The organism is Ruegeria spongiae (assembly GCF_023502395.1).
Lineage (GTDB): Bacteria > Pseudomonadota > Alphaproteobacteria > Rhodobacterales > Rhodobacteraceae > Ruegeria_C > Ruegeria_C spongiae.
The window spans coordinates 13,411-34,017 of the sequence record NZ_JAMFMB010000005.1; the positions used below are offsets into that span (position 1 = coordinate 13,411).

General features: G+C 62.9%; 23 protein-coding genes. 9 read left to right on the forward strand and 14 right to left on the reverse strand.

What is annotated here, in order from left to right:
- Window positions 1-28: 28 nt before the first annotated feature.
- From speB (M3P21_RS05495) to M3P21_RS05510, 4 genes are read right to left on the reverse strand one after another with little or no spacing between them, the layout of a single operon-like run.
- Entirely contained in the window at window positions 29-976 is a 948-nt protein-coding gene (gene speB, locus M3P21_RS05495; protein WP_249707541.1) for an agmatinase, read from the reverse strand.
- A complete protein-coding gene (locus M3P21_RS05500; protein ID WP_249707543.1) occupies window positions 973-1,374 on the reverse strand; it encodes a DUF5360 family protein in 402 nt (133 codons plus the stop codon). Before M3P21_RS05500 ends, speB (M3P21_RS05495) begins: the two co-directional genes overlap by 4 nt.
- Entirely contained in the window at window positions 1,371-2,333 is a 963-nt protein-coding gene (speB, locus tag M3P21_RS05505) for an agmatinase (RefSeq protein ID WP_249707544.1), read from the reverse strand. The genes M3P21_RS05500 and speB (M3P21_RS05505) overlap by 4 nt, the downstream gene beginning before the upstream one ends.
- A 39-nt stretch (window positions 2,334-2,372) precedes the next feature.
- Window positions 2,373-3,536: a M20 aminoacylase family protein gene (locus M3P21_RS05510; RefSeq protein ID WP_249707545.1), complete on the reverse strand. Its 1,164-nt coding sequence runs from the start codon at window positions 3,534-3,536 to the stop codon at window positions 2,373-2,375.
- Window positions 3,537-3,600: 64 nt separating this feature from the next.
- Between M3P21_RS05510 and mazG the strand changes: the two genes are divergently transcribed.
- The 3 genes from mazG (at window position 3,601) to M3P21_RS05525 (ending at window position 6,027) form a co-directional block, all read left to right on the forward strand.
- Window positions 3,601-4,434 carry a nucleoside triphosphate pyrophosphohydrolase gene (gene mazG, locus M3P21_RS05515; protein WP_249707546.1) on the forward strand — a complete coding sequence of 278 codons (834 nt, stop codon included), beginning with the start codon at window positions 3,601-3,603 and terminating at the stop codon, window positions 4,432-4,434.
- Between the two features lie 89 nt (window positions 4,435-4,523).
- A complete protein-coding gene (locus tag M3P21_RS05520) occupies window positions 4,524-5,465 on the forward strand; it encodes a nucleoside hydrolase (protein ID WP_249707547.1) in 942 nt (313 codons plus the stop codon).
- Between the two features lie 109 nt (window positions 5,466-5,574).
- Window positions 5,575-6,027, forward strand: a complete 453-nt coding sequence (locus tag M3P21_RS05525) for a GNAT family N-acetyltransferase (RefSeq protein ID WP_249707548.1) — start codon at window positions 5,575-5,577, stop codon at window positions 6,025-6,027.
- A 39-nt stretch (window positions 6,028-6,066) separates the two neighbouring features.
- Here M3P21_RS05525 and M3P21_RS05530 read toward each other — a convergent pair whose 3' ends face one another.
- From M3P21_RS05530 to M3P21_RS05555, 6 genes are all read right to left on the reverse strand, one after another.
- On the reverse strand, window positions 6,067-6,234 hold the full coding sequence (locus tag M3P21_RS05530; protein ID WP_249707549.1) for a hypothetical protein: 168 nt from the start codon (window positions 6,232-6,234) through the stop codon (window positions 6,067-6,069).
- A 217-nt stretch (window positions 6,235-6,451) separates the two neighbouring features.
- Entirely contained in the window at window positions 6,452-7,729 is a 1,278-nt protein-coding gene (eno, locus tag M3P21_RS05535; RefSeq protein WP_249707550.1) for a phosphopyruvate hydratase, read from the reverse strand.
- Between the two features lie 80 nt (window positions 7,730-7,809).
- Window positions 7,810-8,715 carry a DMT family transporter gene (locus M3P21_RS05540; protein WP_249707552.1) on the reverse strand — a complete coding sequence of 302 codons (906 nt, stop codon included), beginning with the start codon at window positions 8,713-8,715 and terminating at the stop codon, window positions 7,810-7,812.
- A gap of 83 nt (window positions 8,716-8,798) precedes the next feature.
- Window positions 8,799-9,212, reverse strand: coding sequence for a Fur family transcriptional regulator (locus M3P21_RS05545; protein WP_249707554.1), 414 nt, complete (start codon window positions 9,210-9,212; stop codon window positions 8,799-8,801).
- An 82-nt stretch (window positions 9,213-9,294) separates the two neighbouring features.
- Entirely contained in the window at window positions 9,295-9,999 is a 705-nt protein-coding gene (locus tag M3P21_RS05550) for an endonuclease/exonuclease/phosphatase family protein (protein ID WP_249707556.1), read from the reverse strand.
- A 63-nt stretch (window positions 10,000-10,062) separates the two neighbouring features.
- Window positions 10,063-11,481, reverse strand: coding sequence for a protein adenylyltransferase SelO (locus M3P21_RS05555; protein WP_249707558.1), 1,419 nt, complete (start codon window positions 11,479-11,481; stop codon window positions 10,063-10,065).
- Window positions 11,482-11,567: 86 nt separating this feature from the next.
- On the opposite strand from M3P21_RS05555, the gene M3P21_RS05560 reads away from it, so the two are divergent.
- Both M3P21_RS05560 and M3P21_RS05565 read left to right on the forward strand, forming a co-directional pair.
- Window positions 11,568-11,987 carry a cupin domain-containing protein gene (locus M3P21_RS05560; RefSeq protein ID WP_249707560.1) on the forward strand — a complete coding sequence of 140 codons (420 nt, stop codon included), beginning with the start codon at window positions 11,568-11,570 and terminating at the stop codon, window positions 11,985-11,987.
- 30 nt (window positions 11,988-12,017) lie between these two features.
- Complete coding sequence (locus tag M3P21_RS05565) at window positions 12,018-12,932, forward strand: fatty acid desaturase (RefSeq protein WP_249707561.1); 915 nt, start codon at window positions 12,018-12,020, stop codon at window positions 12,930-12,932.
- Between the two features lie 43 nt (window positions 12,933-12,975).
- Here the strand turns inward: M3P21_RS05565 and M3P21_RS05570 are convergent, their stop codons facing one another.
- Window positions 12,976-14,088 carry an anhydro-N-acetylmuramic acid kinase gene (locus M3P21_RS05570; protein ID WP_249707563.1) on the reverse strand — a complete coding sequence of 371 codons (1,113 nt, stop codon included), beginning with the start codon at window positions 14,086-14,088 and terminating at the stop codon, window positions 12,976-12,978.
- 63 nt (window positions 14,089-14,151) lie between these two features.
- Here M3P21_RS05570 and tyrS point away from each other — a divergent pair, with 63 nt between their 5' ends.
- The 4 genes from tyrS (at window position 14,152) to M3P21_RS05590 (ending at window position 17,350) form a co-directional block, all read left to right on the forward strand.
- Window positions 14,152-15,408, forward strand: a complete 1,257-nt coding sequence (gene tyrS / locus M3P21_RS05575) for a tyrosine--tRNA ligase (protein ID WP_249707565.1) — start codon at window positions 14,152-14,154, stop codon at window positions 15,406-15,408.
- Between the two features lie 93 nt (window positions 15,409-15,501).
- On the forward strand, window positions 15,502-15,948 hold the full coding sequence (locus M3P21_RS05580; RefSeq protein ID WP_249707567.1) for a universal stress protein: 447 nt from the start codon (window positions 15,502-15,504) through the stop codon (window positions 15,946-15,948).
- Between the two features lie 78 nt (window positions 15,949-16,026).
- On the forward strand, window positions 16,027-16,782 hold the full coding sequence (locus M3P21_RS05585; protein WP_249707569.1) for an SDR family NAD(P)-dependent oxidoreductase: 756 nt from the start codon (window positions 16,027-16,029) through the stop codon (window positions 16,780-16,782).
- A gap of 10 nt (window positions 16,783-16,792) precedes the next feature.
- Window positions 16,793-17,350: a sugar O-acetyltransferase gene (locus tag M3P21_RS05590; RefSeq protein ID WP_249707572.1), complete on the forward strand. Its 558-nt coding sequence runs from the start codon at window positions 16,793-16,795 to the stop codon at window positions 17,348-17,350.
- On the opposite strand, the gene M3P21_RS05595 is transcribed toward M3P21_RS05590, so the two are convergent.
- From M3P21_RS05595 to M3P21_RS05605, 3 genes are all read right to left on the reverse strand, one after another.
- A complete protein-coding gene (locus tag M3P21_RS05595; protein ID WP_249707574.1) occupies window positions 17,347-19,155 on the reverse strand; it encodes an ABC-F family ATP-binding cassette domain-containing protein in 1,809 nt (602 codons plus the stop codon). The two genes, M3P21_RS05590 and M3P21_RS05595, sit on opposite strands and share 4 nt — an antisense overlap.
- A gap of 69 nt (window positions 19,156-19,224) precedes the next feature.
- On the reverse strand, window positions 19,225-19,962 hold the full coding sequence (locus M3P21_RS05600) for a GNAT family N-acetyltransferase (RefSeq protein WP_249707575.1): 738 nt from the start codon (window positions 19,960-19,962) through the stop codon (window positions 19,225-19,227).
- An 86-nt stretch (window positions 19,963-20,048) separates the two neighbouring features.
- Window positions 20,049-20,495, reverse strand: coding sequence for an outer membrane protein assembly factor BamE (locus M3P21_RS05605; RefSeq protein ID WP_249707576.1), 447 nt, complete (start codon window positions 20,493-20,495; stop codon window positions 20,049-20,051).
- Window positions 20,496-20,607: the final 112 nt, after the last annotated feature.

The following is a 20,607-nucleotide window of genomic DNA, read 5'->3' on the forward strand; positions in this document are numbered from 1 at the left end:
GGTTTTGACCTTTTTGGTCAAACCCAACCTAGCGCGCGGCAACACCGGGCAGAACGCAAATCAGCTCATAGAGAAGATTTGACGCAGTCAGCGCGGTATTGCCCGATGGATCATAGGGCGGAGACACCTCGACCAGATCGCAGCCGACGATGTTCGCGCCGCGCAACGCATGGATCAGTTCCAGCGCCTGCGGGGTGGTCAGCCCACCGATCTCGGGCGTGCCGGTGCCGGGCGCATAAGCCGGGTCCAGGCTGTCGATGTCATAGGTGACATAGACGGGCCGGTCGCCGATCTCGCGGCGGATCTCGGCCCCCAGCGGTGCCAGGCTCTTGTGCCAGAGGTCCCAGGCCGGAAACTGCCGGAACCCCCAGCCCTGCGCTTCGGTGAAATCCGTTGCGGCATAGCCTGTGCCGCGAATGCCGATCTGATAGGTGCGGTCGGGCTGGATCAGCCCCTCTTCATAGGCGCGGCGGAAGACCGTGCCGTGGGTCTCGCGCTCGCCGAACATATCGTCATTCACATCCGCATGCGCATCCACATGCACCAGCGCCACGGGGCCATGTTTGGCGGCAATCGCCCGCAGGATCGGCAGCGTGATCGAATGATCGCCCCCCATCGCCACCGGGATCACGTCATTGGTCAATATCCCGGCATAGCTGTCCCGGATGATCCGCAGACTGTCTGCCAGCGAAAACGTATTGATCGCCAGATCACCGATATCAGCAATCTGCAGGCTGTCGAAAGGTGCCGCTCCGGTGGCCATGTTATAGGGCCGGATCATCGCGCTTTCCGCCCTGATCTGCTTGGGTCCGAACCGTGTACCCGACCGCCACGAGGTGCCGATATCCATCGGAATGCCCAGCACCGCCACATCCAGCCCGTCCAGGCTGGCCGCCTGCGGCAGGCGCATGAAGGTGTTCGGCCCGGAAAACCGGGCCAGATCGTTGCCGCTGATCGGTTGATTGAATTCACTCATGATCTCTGTTTCTCCCACCCGGACTGCCCGCTGAATACAGCGAATACCGGAAGTATGACTAACCAAAGATTAAGGCCCCACCAAAGCGGATCGAACCACAGGCGTATCGACCAGAACGACAGCGCCATCAGCCCCGCGCAAAACATCAACGTCAACGCAACCAGCCCGACCTGCGCTTTTCTGGCCGGGTCCGAGATCGCAAACCGACCCGTCAGGCCCAGCACCGCAAAGGTCACATCCAGAGGAAAGAACGACCAGTTCCACGCAATGATCAGCGGGTCTTCGTAATCGGAGTACATCTGATCGGGTGGGATGATTTGCCAGCCTGCAAGGGCCGCAAGTGCCAGTGCCCAATAAAGCAGCATCCCTGCTTCCGTCAGCGTCAGAAGGGTCTTCATCTGAACTTGTTCCATCCCAGCAGACAGATGATCTCGGTGGCGATATGGGCACCAGCGATGGCCGTGGCCCCTGTGGTGTCAAAGGGCGGGCTGACTTCGACCACGTCGCCGCCCTTGATGTTGATCCCGGCAATATCGCGCAGGATGATCGAGGCCTGGATTGAGGTCAGGCCACCCCAGACCGGCGTGCCGGTGCCCGGCGCAAAGGCCGGGTCGAGCCCGTCGATATCAAAGCTCAGATAGACAGGGTGGTTGCCCAGAATTTCCCGGATCTTTACCGCTGTGGCCGCTGGTCCGGCCTCATACACCTCGCGCGCGTCGATGATGTTCACGCCCAGCGTGTCGTCATTGGTGGTTCTGATCCCCACCTGAACCGAGCGCGCCGGGTCCACCAGCCCGGATTTCACCGCCTTGTAGAACATGGTGCCATGATCCACGCGCGCCATATCGTCATCGGCCCAGGTGTCGGTATGGGCATCAAATTGCAGCAGCGACATCGGGCCGTATCGCTCGGCATAAGCCTTGAGGATCGGGAAGCTGATATAGTGATCGCCCCCCAGCGTGACCGAGGCCACATCGGCCTCCAGAATGCCCCGGATATGGTCGCTTACGGTGTCGGGAAAGGCGGGCACATTGGCATAGTCAAAGGCAACATCACCGTAATCGACGATAGCCATCTCGCTTAGCGCATCAAACGGCCAGCCATAAGGCGCATCTGGTGACTGCAACGCGCTGGCCTCGCGGATCGCGCGCGGGCCCAGCCGCGTGCCGGGCCGGTTGGTGGCCGCCTGATCGAAGGGCACGCCGGTGACCGCGATATCGACGCCGCGCAGGTCCTTGGTGTATTTGCGGCGCAGGAACGAGGTCGCCCCGCCAAAGGTGTTCTCGAAGGACGGCCCGCGCAGATCGGTGCGGGTAAAGGCCTCATCCACCTGATTTTTTGCATCTTCCAGTGCCATTCCCGGACGCCCTTCTGTATTATGTCGACGTTCTGTGCATTACGCCGCCGGCTGCGCCGTTTCGACCAGTCGGGCAAAGAACGACGCCCCTATCGGTGCCACCTGATCGTTGAAATTGTATTCCGGATGGTGCAGCCCCGCGCTCTCGCCCTGGCCCAGGAACAGATAAGCGCCGGGCCGGGCCTGCAGCATGTAAGAGAAATCCTCCGCCCCCATCTCGCGGCCGGCCTCCCGGACCACCCGATGCTCGCCCGAGATCTCAGCCGCAACAGCCGCCGCAAAGCGCGTCCTGTCAGGATCGTTGATGGTGGCGGGATAGCCGATGTCATAGTCCAGCCTGGCCTCGACCCCATAGCTGGCCGCCTGCCCTGCCACGATTTGTTCCATCCGACCCATCACCATCTTCTGAACTGCCGGGTCGAAGGTGCGAATGGTGCCGTTCAGATAGGCGGTGTCGGGGATCACGTTGTCCACTGTCCCGGCATGGATCTGCGTGACCGAGACCACAAGATCATCCAGCGCATAGTGATTGCGGCTGACAATGGTCTGGAACGCCTGGGCGATGCCGCAGGCGGCCATCACCGGGTCTCGGGTCTCATGCGGCATCGCGCCATGACCGCCAACGCCCTGAATATGAACGTGAAACGTATCGACGGCCGCCATGATCGGGCCAGGCGTGGTATAAAACCCACCTTCGCCAAACCCCGGCGCGTTGTGCAGCGCATAGACTTCGCTGATATCGAACCGGTCCATGATGCCCTCCTGCACCATGACTTCAGCCCCGCCGCCCGCCTCTTCGGCGGGCTGAAAAATCAGCGCAACGCGGCCTGCGAAATTGCGGGTTTCGGCCAGATAGCGGGCCGCGCCCAGCAACATGGTGGTGTGGCCGTCATGGCCGCAGGCATGCATGCACCCCTCATGGTCCGAGGCATAGTCCAGCCCGGTCGCCTCGCGGATCGGCAACCCGTCCATATCGGCGCGCAGGCCGATGGTCGGCCCATCGCCGCGCCCGTTGATGATCGCGACGATCCCGGTGCGCGCGATCCCCTCATGCAGCTCATCCACCCCAAACGCGCGCAGCTTCTCTGCCACAAAACCCGAGGTCTTGGGGCAGTCCAGCCCCAGTTCCGGGATACGGTGCAGATGCTGACGCCACGCCGTCATGTCACGCGCATAATCGGCGATGCGGTTTACAACGGGCATGGGGTGGACTCCTGCGTCAACGTCGGGAATTGATGCATCAGACACCGGAACGGGGGCGGTCGCAATGACAGAAAACACATTGATCAACAACAGCGAGGCCGGGATCGAGCGCCTGCTGGAAATCATGCGCCGCCTGCGCGACCCGGCCCATGGCTGCCCCTGGGATATCGAACAGGATTTCGCCAGTATCGCCCCCTACACGATTGAAGAGGCCTATGAGGTCGCCGACGCCATCGAACGCGAGGCCTGGGACGAGTTGAAGGGCGAGTTGGGCGATCTGCTGTTCCAGTCGGTCTTTCACGCGCAGATGGCCAGCGAGGCGGGTCATTTCGCCTTTCAGGACGTGGTGCGCACCATGTCCGACAAGATGGTGGCGCGCCATCCACATGTCTTTGGCGACGAATCCCGCGACAAGTCCGCCGAACAACAGACCCTGGATTGGGAGGCGATCAAAGCCGCTGAGCGTGCTGGCAAGGCACAGAAAGGCGCTCTGGACGGGGTGGCGGCCAACCTGCCCGCCCTGCTGCGTGCGCATAAGCTGCAGCAACGTGCCGCCCGCGTGGGGTTCGACTGGCCCGATGCCAGCCACGTGCTGGCCAAGATCACCGAAGAGGCCACCGAGTTGGAAGAGGCCCGCGATGCCAGGGACGCGGACGCGCTGGAGGACGAGTTCGGCGATCTCTTGTTTGTGATGGTCAATCTGGGACGCCATCTGGGCATCGAGCCCGAGGCCGCCCTGCGCCGCACCAACGCCAAGTTCACCCGCCGCTTCGCCGCCGTCGAAGAGCGGCTGGCGCAGCGCGGCAGGACCCCGTCGGAAAGCGATCTGGCCGAGATGGACGCGCTCTGGGACGAGGTCAAACAACAGGAGAAACAGGCCGCGAAACGCAGCGCCTGATGGCGGTTCCCGGCTGATCCGCGCTGACACCCTCTGGACAGGGCACAGCCCGGATGCGACTGTCCTGCCGCACCTGACAGGAGCCGCCAATGACCGCCCGCAAGATCATCATCGACACCGATCCCGGTCAGGACGACGCGGTTGCGATCCTGCTGGCGCTGGCCAGCCCCGACGAAATCGACGTGCTGGGCATCACCGCCGTGGCAGGCAACGTTCCGCTTCACCTGACCGCCAAAAACGCCCGCATTGTCTGTGAGTTGGCGGGCCGTCCCGATGTGCCGGTCTATGCGGGCTGCGACGCACCGCTGACACGCAAGCTGGTCACTGCCGAGCATGTGCATGGCAAGACCGGCCTCGATGGTCCGGTCCTGCCAGACCCGGCGATGCCGCTCTCCGAGGGTCACGCGGTGGAGTTCATCATCGACACGCTGCGCCGCGAGCCCGCGGGCACGGTCACACTCTGCCCGCTTGGCCCGCTGACCAATATCGCCACAGCCTTTCAAAAGGCCCCCGACATCATTCCCCGTGTGCAAGAGATCGTCCTGATGGGCGGCGCGTATTTTGAGGTAGGCAACATCACGCCCACCGCCGAGTTCAACATCTATGTCGACCCAGAAGCCGCTGATATCGTGTTCAAATCCAGCATCCACATCGTGGTGATGCCACTGGATGTCACCCATGACGCTCTGGTCACGAAACACCGTAACGACGCCTTCCGCGCGCTGGACAGCAAAATCGGGCACGCCGTCGCCGAAATGACTGACTTTTTCGAACGGTTCGACAAAGAAAAATACGGCTCGGAAGGCGCACCGCTGCACGATCCCTGCGTGACCGCCTATTTGATCCGGCCCGATCTGTTCACCGGCCGCCACATCAATGTGGAGATCGAAACACAGTCCGAACTGACCCTGGGCATGACGGTGGCGGATTGGTGGGGTGTCACCGATCGCCCGCCCAACGCGCTGTTCATGGGCGATATCGACGCGGACAGGTTCTTTGATCTGCTGACCGACCGCCTGTCCCGGCTATGAGCGTGCAGTCCCGTCTTGCCTTCCGCGCTTTACCGGGTCAGAACGCCCTCCTCGACGGTATTGCGAGGCAACACCGCAGCAAGGCACACACAGCATTGGAGCGACTGACATGAGCGCGCAACTCCGCCTCGCCCAGCCCGAGGATCTGACCCGGCTGATGGGCCTGGTCGCGGCCTTTCACGCCGAAATGGGCATCGAACAGGACGAGGAACTGCGCCAGTCGGCGCTGCTGCCGCTGCTGGAGGGTATTCCCCATGGCTGCATCTATCTGATCGGCCCGGCGCGCGCGCCGCTGGGCTATATCATCCTGACCTTCGGATGGTCGGTGGAATTCGGTGGCATGGATGCGTTTGTGGACGAGATTTATGTCCGACCAGCGGTCCGGCGGCGTGGCATCGCCGGTGAAACGCTTCTGGAACTGCCCAAGGCGCTGGCAACCGGGGGGATCAAGGCGGTCCATCTGGAGGTCGACCGCGAGGACGCCGCCGCGCAGAAACTTTACCTGCGCAGCGGGTTCAAACCGCGCGAGCGCTACATGCTGATGAGCCGCATGCTCGGCTGACAGGCGCGACCCGAAGGACCGCGCCCATCATTCATCGGATCAGACTCCGACGGAGGGGACGTAGCAATCCGCCACGTCGATTTTCTTGACCGGATCGTCGGGACCGCATTGTTCGCCGGTGACCGGATAGGTGTCTTCCTTGGTGCAGGCACCCAAGAGTGCGAGGGTTGCAACTGCGGCAAGCAGGGTTTTTGCAAAGGGGGTCATTTGCGCTTCCTTTCTTCAAAAGTTATGCGCGATACCTGCCCCTTAAGATCCGTTCCGGTCCTTGATCCTGATCAAGTTTTTCAGTGACGTAACGGCACGCTGAGCGTGCCCCGTGCAACTGGAATTTCACCCACAAAACGCATTGCGCGACAGCATCAAGGCAAAAGAAAACCCCCGGTTTTTTGCCGGAGGTTTTGGTGTTCTGCCGGTCCGGTTGTTACCCGCGCAGGATAGAGGTTCCGGCGTATTGGGCGGTTTCGCCCAGCGTTTCCTCGATGCGAATCAGCTGGTTGTACTTGGCCAGCCGGTCGGACCGCGCCAGCGAGCCGGTCTTGATCTGACCGCAATTGGTCGCCACCGCCAGATCGGCGATGGTGGCATCCTCGGTCTCGCCCGAACGGTGGCTCATCACATTGGTCATGCCCGCCCGGTGCGCCATGTCCACGGCGCGCAAGGTCTCGCTCAGCGTGCCGATCTGGTTCACCTTCACCAGCATCGAATTGGCGCAACCCCGTTCGATCCCCAGCGCCAGACGCGCGGGGTTGGTCACAAACAGGTCGTCACCCACAAGCTGCACCCGATCGCCCAAAGATTCGGTTAACGCCGCCCAGCCGTCCCAGTCATCCTCGGACATGCCGTCCTCGATCGAGATGATCGGGTAATCATTCACCAGCGCCTCGAGATAGGCGACATTCTCCGCCGGGCTCAGGGTTTTGCCTTCGCCGGAAAGGATATATTTACCATCGCGGAAATATTCTGTCGCGGCACAGTCCAAAGCGAGGTAGATATCTTCTCCGGGCCGGTAACCGGCCGTCTCGATCGACTTCAGAATGAAGTCCAGCGCGTCGCGGGTGCTGGAAAGATTGGGCGCAAAGCCGCCCTCATCACCGATCCCGGTGGCCAGACCCGCCGCCGAGAGTTCCTTTTTCAGCGTATGGAACACTTCGGACCCCATGCGCACCGCGTCGCGGATGTTTTCCGCCGCGACCGGCATGATCATGAATTCCTGAATGTCGATCGGGTTGTCGGCATGTTCACCGCCATTGATGATGTTCATCATCGGCACCGGCAGCATCCGCGCCTGGGTGCCGCCCACATACCGATAAAGCGGCTGGGTGGTGAAATCGGCCGCCGCCTTGGCCACCGCCAGGCTGACGCCGAGGATCGCATTGGCGCCCAGACGCGCCTTGTTGGGCGTACCGTCCAGCTCGATCATGGTGGCGTCGAGGGCCTCTTGTTCGGTGGCGTCAAAGCCGACCAGCGCCTCGGCGATCTCGCCATTGACGGCGGCGACGGCCTCCAGCACGCCTTTGCCCAGATAGCGCGTCTTGTCGCCATCGCGCTTCTCCACCGCCTCATAGGCGCCGGTCGAGGCCCCCGACGGCACCGCAGCCCGGCCTATCGTGCCATCCTCCAGCACAACATCAACCTCAACCGTCGGATTGCCCCGGCTGTCCAATACCTCACGACCAAAGATGTCGATTATCGTGCTCATGATGTTCTGTTCCCGGCTGGTTCCTGATTGCCGGGGTCTTAACAGAGAACGACAGCGGGAAACCACACCTGTTAGCGACATCAAGTGCCGGGAATTTCATCTTTTTCCATCCGCACGCCCACGACCCGCTCGCGCCAGACCACATAGATGCCCGCGCCGACAATCACGGCGACACCGGTCAACATCATCAGATCGGGCCGTTCGCCGAACACGGTGGTGCCGATGATCAGAGCAAAAACGATGCGCGAATAGCGAAACGGGGTCACGAACGAGACCTCGCCAACCCGCATCGACGCGACGATAGCCAGATAGGCCGCCGCCGCCACCAGGACGAAGCCTGCAAACAGCGCCCATTGCCCGATGGACGTCGAAACATAGACCTGATCGCTGAAACAGGCCAGAATGACCGCCGAGGGGATCAGGGTCAGAAAGGCCAGAAAGCTGAGCTGCAGCGACGAGGTTTCGTCCCCCACGCGCCGGGTCACCACGTCTCGCACCGCCAACCCGATCACGCCCTGTACGGCAAAAAGCGATTTGGCGTCAAAGCCTTCGGTGCCGGGGCGGATCACCAGCAGCACGCCCAGAAACCCGATCATCACCGCGCTCCAGCGGCGCGGGCCGACCTGTTCGCCCAAAAACAGCGCCGCTCCGATGGTCACCACCAGCGGCGTAGCCTGCAGGATCGCCGAGGCCTGCGAAATCGGGGTGAGTGCAATGGCCGTGACAAACCCAACCGTGCCGACAATTTCTGCCACGTTGCGCAGCAGGATCGACCCCTTGAGATAGGCGCGGGTCCAAAGCGGCTGGCCGCTGGCCACGGTCATCGCCGCAAAGACCAGCGCCCCGCCACCACCCAGAATCGCCAATATCTGCCAGGTGGGCAGCAGATCGGCCATCAGCTTGATGAACATGTCCTCCAGCGCGAAGCCCAGCATCGCCAGTGACATCAGAATCGCGCCCCGCAGGTTCTGGCTTGTGTCGCTCATACCGGATCTCCTGCGGGTGTGTTCTGACCCCCAGTGCAGCCTTTGGCCGGAATGTGCAAGGCTGTGATGTGTGAGTCCGGGCGTCAGCGTTTGCGCAGCGGGACGCCATAAAGTTCCAGCTTGTGACCGCGCAGTTCATAGCCCAGCTTGGCGGCGATCTTTTCCTGCAGTGCCTCGATCTCGGGGTCGACAAATTCGATCACCTCGCCCGAATTCATGTCGATCAGGTGGTCGTGATGGTCGCGCTCGGCATCCTCGTAGCGGGCGCGCCCGTCGCCGAATTCCAAACGGTCCAATATGCCCGCCTCGTCAAACAGTTTGACGGTGCGGTAGACGGTGGCGATGGAGATGCCCGGATCAATGGCGATGGCGCGGGAATAAAGCTCTTCGACATCGGGGTGATCGGCGCTTTCCTCCAGCACCTTCGCGATGACGCGGCGCTGTCCGGTCAGCCGCAGCCCCTTGGCCTCGCATCTGGTTATGATCGTACTGGACATGACGTGCCCCCTGCTTCGTCTGGGTGCTTGGTTTAATGCCTTGCGCGCGCCAGCGCCACCGGGTTTCGCGGTGAACCCTCGTTCAATCGCGACGCCGCAGATCGGCCCAGACTGGCAGATGGTCCGAGGCGATATGGGCGGGCTGGTCGGAATGTACCTCATGGCGCACCGCCTCTAGCTCGGGCCCCAGCGCGATCCGGTCCAGCGGGCCGAGAGGGCGCAGGGCGGGAAAGCTGGGCAACGGCCGCAAGAAGCGCATCCTGGGTGCCAGACGGTCAAGGATGGGCTGTCGCGACCAGTCGTTGAAATCCCCGGCCCAGACCGTCGGCATTGACGGCAACGCGGCGATGTCCTGCGCCAGATGGGTGATCTGGCGTCGCCGTGACTGCGCCAGCAGACCCAGATGCAGCCCGACCACCCTGAGCGGTCCTATGGGCGTCGTCAGTTCCACCCGCACCGCGCCGCGCGGCTCAAATCCCGGCAGATCGTGATGGGCCAGGGTATCGACGGTGATGTCCGCGCCCTTCCAGATCACCGCATTGCCGTGCCAGCCCAGAGACCCCGCGCCGCCCAGATCAGCGATCTGCCAGCCCGCCTCGTTCAACACAAAATGCGGCAAGGCTGCCGGGCGCGGCGGCAGGCGCTTGTCCGCCTCCTGCAGCACCACGATCTGCGCGCCCAGACGATCCAGCACTTGCAGGATTCTGCGCGGCTGTCGTCGCAGGTCGAGCCCGACGCATTTCTGGATGTTGTAGCTGGCAAGGCGCAGCGTCGGGGTCAGGCTCATGAGGGGTCCGGTTCAGCGGGGCGTGTTCTATTTGCGATGGCGTCGCTGCGGATGCAAGGTGGCTCAGGTACCGCAGAAGGTGGCCTGAACCACTTCGCTCTCTGTCGGAGGGCGGGTCAGGTCGGTGGCGTCAGGGTGATCGGCATACGGCGTCGACAGGACCGCATTGAGGCGATGGAACGGCGCATAATCACCTGTCACGGCAGCCTCGATCAACTGTTCGATGCGATGGTTTCGGGGAATGACGGAGGGGTTGGCGGCGTGCAGCGTTGCCAAGGCATCCTCCTCCCGCGCGGCGCGGTCCTTCCAGCCAGCCTCCCACGCATCGAAGGCCTGCGGGTCTAGAAACTGGTCGCGCGCGGCAACGGTTCCAAGCGCCCGGAATGTGTTGGTGAAATCGGCCTGCCCCTCGACCATGCAGGTCAGCAGATCGCCGATCAGGGCCTGATCGCCCTCTTCGGCCTGCGCCAGCCCCAGCTTGGCGCCGAACCGGGTCAGCCACGCGGTCTGGATCAGGCCGGGCATGGCATGCACGATCTCGGTCGCCTCTTCGACGCCTGCGTCGCGGCTGGTCATCTGCTGGATCAGCGCGGTGGCGAATTGCGCCATGTTCCAGACCGCGATGTCGGCCTGATTCGCATAGGCATAGCGCCCCATCCGGTCAATCGAGCTGTAGACCGTGTTGGGATGGTAGCTGTCCATGAAGGCGCAAGGTCCATAGTCGATGGTCTCTCCGGCGATCGAGCAATTGTCGGTGTTCATCACCCCATGGATGAAACCCACCGACATCCACTGCGCGATCAGCCGCGCCTGAGCCTCGCTGACGGCCCGCAACAGGCCCATCGGCCCGTCGGCCTGCGGGTAGTGGCGCTCGATTGCATACCGGGTCAGCTGCCTGAGGTTTTCGGTCTGGCCGCGCGCGGCAAAGACCTGAAACGTGCCCACCCGCAGATGGCTTGACGCCACGCGCGTCAGAACCGCGCCGGGCAAGGGGCTTTCACGAAACACCTGCTCGCCGGTCTCGACCGCAGCCAGTGCCCGTGTGGTGGGGATGCCAAGCGCATGCATCGCCTCCGAGACCACATATTCCCGCAACACCGGGCCCAGCCACGCGCGCCCGTCACCGCCCCGCGAATAAGGCGTGCGCCCCGATCCCTTGAGCTGGATGTCCCGCCGCACCCCGTCCGTGCCCACCGTCTCGCCCAGCAATACGGCGCGCCCGTCGCCCAGCTGCGGGTTGTAAGTGCCGAACTGGTGGCCGGAATAGAGCTGCGACAGCGGTGTGGCCCCGTCGGGGATGTCGTTGCCGGCAAAAACCTGCGCCATCTCGTCCACTTCGCCCGGGGTGATCGCCATCAGCCGGGCCAGATCCTCGTTGAACGCCAACAGATGCGGCGCCGCCACCGGTTGCGGGTCCTGCCGTGTAAAAAACGCCTCTGGCAGGCGGGCATAGCTGTTGTCGAACGGGATTGTGAATGTCATGGGCTGAACATATGCGCGCGCCCGGGGATTGCCAGAGGCTTCTGCCCTGCCCCATACGCAGGGCAGCGCAAATCGGAGGACCCATCATGACCGCAGACGAGATCATCGCCCATCTGGGGTTGCAGCACCATCCCGAGGGCGGCTGGTTCCGCGAGACCTGGCGCGCAGCCAACCCCGGACGCGCCACCGGCACCTGCATCTATTTCCTGCTCAAGGCAGATGAGCGCAGCCACTGGCACCGGGTCGATGCCACCGAGATCTGGCTCTACCACGGCGGAGCGCCGCTGATCCTGTCGCTCAGCCCGGATGAGACGGGCCCGGCCACCGAGCACCTGCTCTCGCCCGATCTGAGCACAGGCCAGCCACAGCTGATCGTGCCCAAGGGCCATTGGCAGGCAGCGCGCTCGACCGGTGATTACACTTTGGTCAGTTGCACCGTCTCGCCCGGATTCCAGTTCGAAGGATTCGAACTGGCCGCGCCCGGTTTCGATATCCCGCGCGCTTGACGCAGGTGACGCCTCGGATAGGCTGATCACATGGATCACCGCACCCTGATCGCCGCCCTCCCGGCCGAGACAAAATTCGCCCTAATGGCGCGATCCGACAGTGCCGGGCTGCGGCATCTGGGGGTCTACGGGTTGGCGCTTGCCGTCGGCACCATCGGCATCCTTCTGCTGGTACCGCTCTGGCCGCTGCTGATCCTGCCGCAGGGGCTGTTTTTGGTGTTCCTGTTCACGCTCAGCCATGAATGCACCCACCAGACTCCGTTCAAAACCCGCTGGCTCAACGAGGTCGTGGGCCATGCCTGCGCGCTGCCGATCGCCCTGCCCTTCATCTGGTTCCGCTATTTTCACCTCGCCCATCACAAATGGACCAATGACCCCAAACGCGACCCCGAGCTTGCAGGCAAACCGCGCCCCGATAGCTGGCCAAGCCTGCTGGCCTATCTGAGCGGCTGGTTCTACTGGCGCGCGATGGCGCAGGTGCTGGTCCGGAACGCCTTTGGTCGCTTCGACGCGCCTTACCTGCCGCAACGCCAATACGCCGTGATGCAGCGCGAGGCGCGCTTTCTGCTGGGGATTTACGCACTGGCCGCGCTCAGCCTGCTGGTCACGCCTGCCCTGTTCTGGGTCTGGATCCTTCCTGTGCTGATCGGCCAGCCTTTCCTGCGGCTCTATCTTTTGGCCGAACACGGGCTGTGCCCGCCGGTTGCCGATATGCTGGAAAACTCGCGCACAACTTTCACCACCCGCGCCGTGCGATTCCTGGCCTGGAACATGCCCTACCACGCCGAACATCACGCCTTTCCCAACGTGCCCTTCCACAAACTGCCGGAATTCCACACCCTGACACGGGCATATCTGAAATCGACCTCTGAGGGCTACTCCGGGTTCGCCACCACCTATGCGCGCGCGATGAACCACGACCCGATCCATCCTTCATCAGGCTGAACATACCCCAAAGGCGATGGAGGCAGCGCTCCCCCGGCCCCAATCATGCGGGCACGGGAATGCTCACAACCCCGCCGCCCACAAGCGCGCTGACGCCGGTGGTGCCCGGACAACTGGTCGGCAGGCCGCGCGCGACGCGAACGGCGAGATAACCAAAGGCCTGCGCCTCGAGCATGTCACCGTTCAGACCGATGGTTTCAACCGGCTCCACCGGACAATCGAGCGAGACCTGCAGCATCTGCATCAGCACCGGATTGTTCCGCCCACCGCCAGTGACCAGAAGCCGCGACGGAGGCACCGGGCAATGCTCGACCCCTTGCGCAACACCGGCGGCGCACATGCCGGTCAGCGTGGCCACCGCATCGGCATCGCTCAACTCGCGCACCAGTTCGATCATCTCGGAAAAATCATTCCGGTCCAGAGATTTGGGTGGCATCTTTGCAAAATACGGCTCGGCCAGGAACAGCTCCAGCGCGCCGGTTTCCACACTGCCCTTGCGCGCAAGGGCACCATCGCGATCCATCGACAGTCCCAGCCGCGCCTGTACCAGATCATCAATCGGCGCGTTGGCCGGACCTGTATCAAAGGCCAGCAATGCGCCGGGGGCCTCGGGGCGGTCGAAACCGGGATCGATATAGGTCAGGTTGCCCACCCCGCCCAGATTGAGAAAACACAGCGGCTCGCTCAGACCGGCCCATTTGGCGCAGGCGAAATGGAAAAACGGCGCCAGCGGTGCGCCCTCGCCACCAAGGCGGATGTCGTCCGAGCGGAAATCCCAGACCACGGGCGTTCCCAGCGCCTGCGCCAGCACCGCGCCATCGCCCACCTGCAAGGTGCCGCGACCATGCGGCTCGTGGCTGAGCGTCTGGCCATGAAAGCCGATCAGATCGATCCCCTCATGCCCCGACAGGGCCGCACGATGCGCTTCGGTCACCAGATCGCCAGCCGCCTCGACCTCTGCGCCGTGCCACTGGCCCAGCCCGGCGCGCAACACCGCGCGGTCGGCATCACAATAGGCCCGATACCCGGTCTCACCAAAGCCCGAGATCGTCAGCCCGTCGGTTTCGATCACGGCGGTATCCACCCCGTCCAGCGAGGTTCCCGACATCGCCCCCAGCGCCTTTACCGTGCCTGCCTGCGCAATGGCCCTATTCATGGCCTTTTCCTTCTCATTCCTGCCGCCTATAACCTGCCTCGCAATTCAACCCCGAGGCAAGCCATGACCTATCACCCCAAATCGGATTTCATCGCCACGATGATGGAGCGCGGCTTTCTCGCCGACTGCACCGATTATCAGGGCCTTGATGAGGCACTGAGCAAAGGGTGCCAGCCCGGGTATATCGGCTTTGACGCCACCGCCAAGTCCCTGCATGTGGGCTCGCTGATCCAGATCATGATGCTGCGCTGGCTGCAAAAGACCGGGCACAAGCCGATCACGCTGATGGGCGGCGGTACCACCAAGGTGGGCGATCCGTCTTTCCGCTCCGATGAACGCCCGCTGCTGGGCCCCGAACAGATCGACGCCAATATCGCCGGGATCAAAAAAGTATTCTCGGCCTATATCGACTATGACAGCGGCGCCGAAAACGCGGCGTTGATGCTGAACAACGAGGAATGGCTGGACGATCTGAACTATCTCGATTTCCTGCGCGATATCGGGCGGCATTTCTCGGTCAACCGGATGCTCAGCTTCGAATCGGTGAAATCGCGGCTCGATCGCGAGCAGTCGCTCTCTTTCCTCGAATTCAACTACATGATCCTGCAGGCCTATGACTTTCTGGAACTGAACCGGCGCTATGGCTGCGTGTTGCAGATGGGCGGCAGCGATCAGTGGGGCAATATTGTCAACGGCATCGACCTGACCCGCCGGGTGATCGAGGGCGAGGTGTTCGGCCTGACCTCACCGCTGCTGACCACCAGCGACGGCAAGAAGATGGGCAAATCGCAATCGGGCGCGATCTGGCTGAATGGCGACATGCTGTCGTCTTACGAGTTCTGGCAGTTCTGGCGCAACACCACCGACGCCGATGTGGGCCGGTTCCTGAAGCTTTATACCGAGTTGCCCGTTGACGAGTGCAACCGGCTGGGCGCGCTGGCAGGGTCCGAGATCAATGAGGCCAAGATCCGTCTGGCCAATGAAATCACCACGCTGCTGCACGGTTCCGAGGCCGCAACCAAGGCCGAAGCCACCGCCCGCGAGGTGTTCGAAAAGGGCGGCGTCGGCGGCGACCTGCCCACACTGACGCTGAGCGCGGCTGATCTGGGCGACGGCATGTCGATCGTGCAGTTGATCGTGAAATCCGGTCTGGCCAAATCCGGCAAAGAGGCCAAGCGCCTGATTGCCGAAAACGGCGCCAAGCTGGACGATGCGCCGCTGACCGATGCCGGGCTGATGATCGACGCGGGCGCTCTGGCCGCGCCGATCAAACTGAGCGCGGGCAAGAAACGCCACGCATTGGTGCAATTGGACGGCTGACGCGGCGCAGCGCCCCTTTCTGTTGATCCATGTCATGGGGCGGGCGACGCGCCTGCCCCATCATCGTGACACGGATACAATCGGAGGGAGCCCATGTTTGAGAAAATCGTTGTCGGCCTCGACGGATCGGACCCATCGGAGCGCGCCATGCGCGTGGCCTGCGAGCTTGCCGAAAAATTCAGTGCCCGGATCATTCTGGTCCACACCCCGCAGCCACAGACAGTCGCCTTCGCCCTTGGGGCGACGATGGGCTATCACGCGGTGACAACCATGCCGACCGAGGGTGAGGTCAAACAAGCCGCAGACAAGATCATGAATGCGGGCAAGGCGATCGCCGCAGAAAATGGCATCGAGATCGTCGAGACCCATGCCAATCGCGGTGATCCGGCCGAGCAGATCGTGAAATGTGCCGAACGCGCGGGGGCGGACCTGATCATCACCGGTCGGCGCGGGCTGGGCAACTTGCAGGCGCTGGTTCAGGGCAGCACCACGCAGCGGATCGGGAAGCTGTCCAAATGTTCCTGCCTGTCGGTCGTCTGAAACAGGCACGATCCAACACTGGACAGAACACCGGTGTCCCGGCTATTTGAACACGTGTTCAAATAATGGAGCGTTGCCATGCAAATCACCGATACAGCCGCGATCGTGACCGGAGGTGCCTCGGGATTGGGAGAGGCCACCGCGCGCCACTTCGCCAAGCACGGCGCGCAGGTCACGCTTCTTGACCGGGATGGCGAACGCGGTCCGCGCGTCGCAGAAGAGATCGGCGGGCATTTCGTACAGACCGATGTGACGGACGAGGCCTCGGTGGCGGCGGCGGTCGCCCACGCAATGGAGCAGATGGGACAGATCACCGCCTGCGTGAACTGCGCGGGCATCGCGGTGGGCATGAAAACCGTAGGCAAGGACGGCCCGCATGGGTTGGATGCGTTCCAGCAGACCATCGATATCAACCTCGTCGGCTCATTCAACGTGTCTCGCCTGGCCGCCGCCGAAATGGCCCGGAACGACCCCGAACCCGACGGCGCGCGCGGGGTGATCATCAACACCGCCTCGATTGCCGCCTTTGACGGGCAGAAGGGGCAAGCGGCTTATGCGGCGTCAAAGGGCGGGATTGTGGGGATGACCCTGCCGATGGCGCGTGATCTGGCGCCTTCGGGCATCCGGGTGATGGCCATTGCGCCGGGCATTTTCATGACGCCGATGCTGGCAGGCCTGCCGGAAGACGTGCAGCAGCAACTGGCCGCGGATGTTCCCAATCCGGCCCGGCTGGGCGATCCGGCAGAGTTCGGTCGGATGGCGGGGTTCATCGTCGAGATGGGCTATCTCAACGGCGAGGTCATCCGCCTCGACGGAGCCTTGCGGATGCGCTAACGCTGAGCTCATGTCCCGGAAAGAACTGTCCCAGAAAGACAAGATGCTTGCAGGAGACTGGTATAGCTGCCTCGATGACGCGTTGGAGGTGATGCGCCAGCGCGCCCGCAACGCGGTGCATCAGCACAACACCATGCCACCCGATGCCCGAGGGCACATGGGTCCGCAACTGGCTGATTTGCTTGGTCATATCGGGCAGAATTGCCTGATCGAGGCGCCGTTTCACTGTTCCTACGGGATCAACCTGTCGCTGGGCGATCTGTCTTATCTGAACGCGGGTTGCGTCATCCTCGATTCGGCACCGGTGACCATCGGAGCGGGCACGATGCTGGGACCGGCGGTACAGATCTATTGCGCACAACATGCAAAAGACCCGGTCGAGCGGGCCAAGGGGATGGAGATCGCCCTGCCCGTCACGCTGGGCGACAATGTCTGGATCGGTGGTGGCGCAATCATCATACCCGGCGTAACCATTGGCGAAAACGCCATCGTCGGCGCGGGCAGCGTGGTCACCAAAGACGTGGCGCCCGGCACAACCGTGGTCGGCAACCCGGCGAATCCGCTTTAACCGGCTTCAGCCTTTTCCTCCAACAACAGCCATTCCTCTTCGGCGGCAGAGAGCTTTTCCTGACGTTCCACAAGGGCTTGCGTGGCTTTTTGAAACTTGACCGGCTCGCGGGTGTATAGCTCGGGGTCCGCTAACAGTTCTTCCAGCTTGCCGATCTCGGCCTCCAGTCGCTCGATCTCGGCGGGCAGGTTTTCCAGCCGGTGTTTTTCCGCAAAGGACAGACCCGATTTGGGTTTCGGTGCCGCCTTGGGCTTGGGTTTCGCGCTTTTGGGTGCGTCACCGGCGGAAGGCACGTCGGGTGCGCGCTGGGCCTGATAATCGCTCCACCCGCCCGCATAAGCGGTGGCGCGCCCGTCTCCCTCCATGGCGATGGTGGTGGTGGCGACCCGGTCCAGAAAGTCGCGATCATGGCTGACCAGCAGCACGGTGCCGTCATAATCATCCAGCAGTTCCTGCAGCAGATCGAGCGTTTCCACATCCAGATCGTTGGTCGGCTCGTCCAGCACCAGCACATTCGAGCTTTGCGCCATCAGCTTGGCCAGCAACAGCCGCGCCTTTTCCCCTCCCGACAGCGAACGCACCGGCGCGCGGGCCTGACGGTCGTCAAAAAGAAACTCTTTCAGGTAGCCCACCACATGTTTCGGCGTGCCGCGCACCATCACCTGGTCGGCCTTGCCCGAGACCCGCATCGACGGATCACCGGTCAAGCTGTCCCAGAGCGTCATGTCAGGATCGAGTTGGGCGCGGGTCTGGTCGAAGACGGCGACCTCGAGATTGGTGCCCAGCCTGACCTGTCCCGCATCGGGCGCGACCTGCCTCAGCAGCATGTTCAGCAGCGTGGTCTTGCCCACCCCGTTGGGGCCGACAAAGGCAACCCGATCGCCGCGCTGCACCAGCAGGTCGAAGTCACGCAGAATGGGCTGACCATCGAAGCTTTTGGCGATGCCCTGCGCCTCGATCACCTTGCGGCCCGATTTCGGCCCGGCCTCCAGCGCCATCGCCGCCGCGCCCTGACGGCGTATCTGCGCCGAACGTTCCGCGCGTAGGGCCTGCAGAGCGCGCACCCGGCCCTGATTGCGCGTGCGCCGTGCGCTAATGCCTTCAACCGCCCAGCGGGCTTCGGATTTGATCAGCCGGTCCATCTTGTGGCGCGCGCTGTCCTCTTCTTCCCAGACCTTGTCGCGCCAGACCTCAAACGCCTCGAATCCCTTTTCCTGCCGCCGCACCATTCCCCTGTCAATCCAGAGGGTTGCGCGGGTCAGTGCACGCAAAAACGCCCGGTCATGCGAGATCAGGACAAAGCCCGCGCGAGTGCTGGACAACTCCCGTTCCAGCCAGCCAATGGCCTGAATGTCGAGATGGTTGGTCGGCTCGTCCAGCAGCATCAGGTCGGGGGCCTCGGCCATCAGCTTGGCCAGTGCCGCACGACGCCGCTCGCCGCCTGAGGCGGTCTCGACGGGGCGGTCGGGGTCGAACTTCAGGCCCTCGCCCGCACGCTCGACCTTGTAGAGCTCGCCCGGCTCCAGACCGCTTGAGGCATAATCGCCCAGCGTCGCGAACCCAGCCATGTCCGGGTCCTGCTCCATATAACCTACGGATTTGCCGGGCGGGATGGTGATCTCGCCCGCATCGGCCTCGACCAGCCCGGCCATCACCTTCATCAGGGTGGATTTGCCCGAGCCGTTGCGCCCGACCAGCGCCACCCGGTCGCCCGGCTGCACCACAAGATCGAGGCCGGAAAACACCGGATCGCCACCGAAAGTCAGCGAGATACCGGACATCTGCAATAAAGGGATACGTGCCATGACCCGCCAGCTAAACCGGCTGGCTCAGCGCGTCAACGGCCTGCGTCCTGTTGTGCCATTTAAGCAGGTTCAGCCAACAATCATCCGCAGCAACCGTTTGCGTGCCGGGGGGATCGCACCGATCTCAAGCCCGGTGAACACATGCAGCGTGTTCATCTGCCGGTCCACCACCGCATGATCGCTGACCCACCCCCCCATCGCCAGATAGGTGCGCAGCAAAGGCGGCATGCGCAGCATCGCCTTTTTCGAATCGGGTTTGCGGCGCAGCCGGGCGGCAAAGCGGAACACATCGGGCGCCTTGACTCGCGGCAACCAGCGTTTGGGGGCCAGATGACGGTGTTTCAACACCGCGAAAGCATCCAGATAGGCTTCGGTCTCGGTGCCCGCGAAGGACGAGCAACCAAACAGCATCTCGACGCTGTGTGTGTCCACATAAGCGGTCATCGCGCCCCAGGCGGTGCGCAGGATATCGGGGTCATTGTAGTCCGGGTCGACACAGAACCGGCCCATTTCGACCATCCGCCCCTCGAACGCGGTCAGCGCCGCCAAATCGTAGAACTGCGCCGAATAGCTGCGCCCGATCTCACTCCCGCCCTGCATGTCGAAGAGCCGGAAACAGCAGACCAGATGATTTCCGGCGCGCATGTCCTCGACCAGTACGTGCTGGCAGAGACCATCAAAAACATCGCAATCGGTGGTTTCGGTGGCAAAGGCCTGTGTCCGCAGCAGCTGCGCAGCGGCGATATCGTCCTCGCCCGTCGCAAGCCGCGCCCGGTAGCGCCCGTTGCTCAGCATCACCTGCGCCATGAACGCGCCCTCCGTCGTGCTGCACGATATCCTGTTCGGTGGCTCACTAGCATACAGAGTATGACGGCAGTTTGACGGGTGCCAGACTATTCCTCTGTCGGAAGAAGCGTGCCCGGATCGAAATTGCCCAGATTGCCCAGCAGCTGCCGCAGGAACGTCTTGTCCTCAAGGCTCGATTCGGTCACCCGGCGCTGCAATGTCACGACCTGGCCCTTCTCAAGGCCAAAGCGCTCGATGTTTCGCACCACGCCGGACCGGTCGAAACTGATCGCCACCAACTCGCGCGAGACGATCTGAGGCGCGCGCGCGCCGTAATGACGGAATCGGGTCTGCACGTAATAATAGCCGCTGTCCTCCAGCACGCCGGATGCGGTCGGTGCGCCGATCGCTTCGATCACGCTGTCGCGCGTGTCGACGCCAACAGTCACCTTCGACAGGTCTTCGGCAGGCGGGACATAGCCATGATTGCGATAGATCTCGGCACAGGCGGACAGGCACAGCACGAAAACCCCCATCATTGCGATGCGGGACATGCTCTGTCCTGGCAGCTTTGCAGCTTCAATCATCCCGGCCCCCTTGCCTTGGCTGTGCGCGCCTTCTATCCCGATTACATAAACCGGCCAAGTGGTTCAACCAACGAAAGTC